Source organism: Psychrobacter immobilis, from assembly GCF_003148585.1.
Taxonomy (GTDB): Bacteria; Pseudomonadota; Gammaproteobacteria; order Pseudomonadales; family Moraxellaceae; genus Psychrobacter; species Psychrobacter immobilis.
Genome location: NZ_QGGM01000031.1, coordinates 1 through 2,554, shown reverse-complemented (window position 1 = coordinate 2,554; position 2,554 = coordinate 1). Strand labels below are relative to the sequence as shown.

Annotated in this window: 3 protein-coding genes, 1 rRNA gene and 1 pseudogene; 3 read left to right on the top strand and 2 right to left on the bottom strand. The window is 36.2% G+C overall.

The window, feature by feature from the left end; genetic code table 11:
• Positions 1-13: 13 nt before the first annotated feature.
• Positions 14-128: ribosomal RNA gene (gene rrf, locus C8D84_RS13660) — 5S ribosomal RNA — on the top strand.
• A 379-nt stretch (positions 129-507) separates the two neighbouring features.
• Complete coding sequence (locus C8D84_RS13655; RefSeq protein ID WP_211181302.1) at positions 508-1,032, top strand: GNAT family protein; 525 nt, start codon at positions 508-510, stop codon at positions 1,030-1,032.
• A gap of 175 nt (positions 1,033-1,207) precedes the next feature.
• Here C8D84_RS13655 and C8D84_RS13650 read toward each other — a convergent pair.
• Positions 1,208-1,959 (bottom strand): IS5 family transposase gene (locus C8D84_RS13650; RefSeq protein ID WP_109592807.1). Its coding sequence is split into 2 segments (ribosomal slippage): positions 1,208-1,731 and positions 1,731-1,959, totalling 753 coding nucleotides; the frame shifts between segments, so codons are not numbered across the junction.
• A 154-nt stretch (positions 1,960-2,113) separates the two neighbouring features.
• Between C8D84_RS13650 and C8D84_RS13645 the strand changes: the two genes are divergently transcribed.
• Entirely contained in the window at positions 2,114-2,401 is a 288-nt protein-coding gene (locus tag C8D84_RS13645; RefSeq protein ID WP_109592805.1) for a hypothetical protein, read from the top strand.
• 70 nt (positions 2,402-2,471) lie between these two features.
• On the opposite strand, the pseudogene C8D84_RS13640 reads toward C8D84_RS13645, so the two are convergent.
• Positions 2,472-2,554: pseudogene (locus C8D84_RS13640) on the bottom strand (IS5/IS1182 family transposase); the annotation flags it as partial.

The window sequence follows — 2,554 nt, the reverse complement described above, 5'->3', positions numbered from 1 at the left end:
TCTAACCCCCTTTGCTGACGACAATAGCATGATGGCACCACCTGATCCCTTCCCGAACTCAGAAGTGAAACATCATTGCGCCAATGGTAGTGTGGATTCGTCCATGTGAGAGTAGGTCATCGTCAGCTCTCTATTCAAAGTAAAACCCCCTTCTGCTTATGCAGAAGGGGGTTTTCTTTTGGCTGCGGGTTTGGGGTTACTGCGAGCTATAACATTTTCGTGCATCAGTCCTCTATACCTGATATTCCGCTAAGCATATAAATTTTGCGAAATAATTCAACCTTAGTTTAGATTAATGTAATAGCTTATCGTTTCATAACTGTTATTGATATGACTTTAATGATAGTTGGTGGATTGTTATATATTAATACTTGAGGATCTCATTATGCGGTTAAATGAAATATTTCCGGAAGGGTTGATTAAAGCTAAAGTGAACCTTAACGACGTTATTTTTCATCAAATAGGTATGGAAAATATTGAGGAAATTGTAAAACTGAAAAAAATTGTATGTTTGAATTAGGTGGTACAATTTGGGATAAATATATCCAAGTAACACCTAATGAAGATCCAATGATTTTAGCTGCTCATTTTCAAAATTTAAACCCTTATTTATTTGAAGAAGCATCTAAAATAATAGGTGAAAAGACTATTCAAGATATTTCATATACTTATGCAGAGGTAAATGATCCAGCTGTTGAGCATCGAATATTTAGTCAGCTATTAATAGCAGTATTATTTCGGGGAATATTGCATATCTCTGATGTTGAGTTTTCACATCCTTTACATGAGATTCCAGATCAAGACAGAAAATATACTTTTCAATCTCATAAAGGGTTGGGTTTATTTGGCGACCTAATGTCTAATTGTATTGCTTTTTGTGAAAAAGAGGGCTTGAATAAGATATGCTTGACTGCTGCCAGTATAGATTTGGTTCAATTTTTTGAGAAGTATGGATTTCTAGTAGATGATACTCCTACTGGTCGTTTTGGTATGGCGCATGGTGGAAGTATTCCAATGTCTAAATTATTATAGATATATAGAATGAGAGGAATTCTAATTTATATATCATTAGCTTGTTTCACACTTATTTATCGAATTCTAATATTAGGATACAAATGAACGAATATAAGAAAAGTTGTAAAGATGAAATTCATTGGAACAAAATTTCCCAATTGCATGAAGCAACATTGCAAATTAGGGCGTGTCCCTAATTCAGTTTGCAATGAATCATAGTACAAGCTAGATACAGCATAGACTTATAATTACGAGCCAATTTTTCGTATCTAGTCGCAATACTACGGAAGTGCTTTAGCCTTGCAAACGTGTTTTCAACTAAGTGTCGTAGCTTATATAAATAGTGATCAAACGCTACATCTGGTTGTTTAGCATTTTTTCTTTTAGAGATGACAGGGCTTATGTTATCTTGCTTTAGCCTAGTTCTAATGGTTTCAGAATCATAAGCTTTATCAGCAATAAAGTAGGTCGCATCCGTTAGCATCTCTATAATATCATCTACCGCTTGGCTGTCGTGGACGTCACCCCCAGTGATTTTAAAATCAATCGGGTTTCCATGCGAATCGACGGCGAGATGAATCTTGGTAGTGGTTCCACCTCGTGACTTTCCAGTAGCTCGAAGCTCTCCTCGTCTTGCGCCGCTTGAATGCTGATGACAGCGGATATAGCTTCCGTCTGCGAATACCCATTCTTCATCAATACTTGCTCGTAGGTCAAAAAAAATTGTTCCCACAACCCCTTTTTTGACAACCTATTAAAACGGTTGTAGGCCGTTTTCCATGGGCATAGCTCACTCGGTATATCACGCCATGGCGCGCCTATACGAAGTTTCCACAATATGGCTTCCATGACTTGTTTGTCGTTTTTCCAAGTATGACAGCCATGAGCCTTCATGTTACTTTGGAGTTGTTCCCATGTATTATCGGTGAGCACTGTTCTTGCCATAATTTAGAGAGCCCTGTTTGAAATAGTCTCTTTATTTTAAAGCCTTTATACTTACTTTTACAGATTAGGGACACGCCCTAGTAATAGTTGTTTTGAATTTAAAAAATTATGTGTCGCTCTGATAGGTATTTCTATTGTTGCTCTAGGGAAACTAATGGGCAATGATGTAGATCATTCTTATTTTGTCGTTCCTTTATTAATTTGTCTGGGCTTCTGGATTGCAGACTCTACAGCCTATTATTATCAAAGAATGACTAGAAAAAATATGAACAAACTGTTTAAGTTGATCGCAGAGGGTAATGAGTTAACTGATTTAGAAATTAGTGAAATTGAAGTGAACTGGAAAATGTCAGCTTTTAATCTTTCTATGTCTCTATATTTTGTTCTAGCATCATTTTCAATTCTAGGTTGGTTGTTGTTTTATAATAAATTTATTGGGTGACAAGTGAAAGTATTCGTTAATTACACAACAAGAGATTCTTTTATATCAAAAGGTTATCTAGGGCGTGTCATCAATTAAGCCAAATGACACAAGAAACTAAATGAATCGCACTGAGGAAATGACAGGCTAACTTGTCATAGCGAGTAGCAATCG

Bases quoted from the DNA above. Each gene is read 5' to 3' on its own strand.
- C8D84_RS13655 (WP_211181302.1), top strand. From the start codon at position 508: ATGTTTGAATTAGGTGGTACAATTTGGGATAAATATATCCAAGTAACA.
- C8D84_RS13645 (WP_109592805.1), top strand. From the start codon at position 2,114: ATGGGCAATGATGTAGATCATTCTTATTTTGTCGTTCCTTTATTAATT.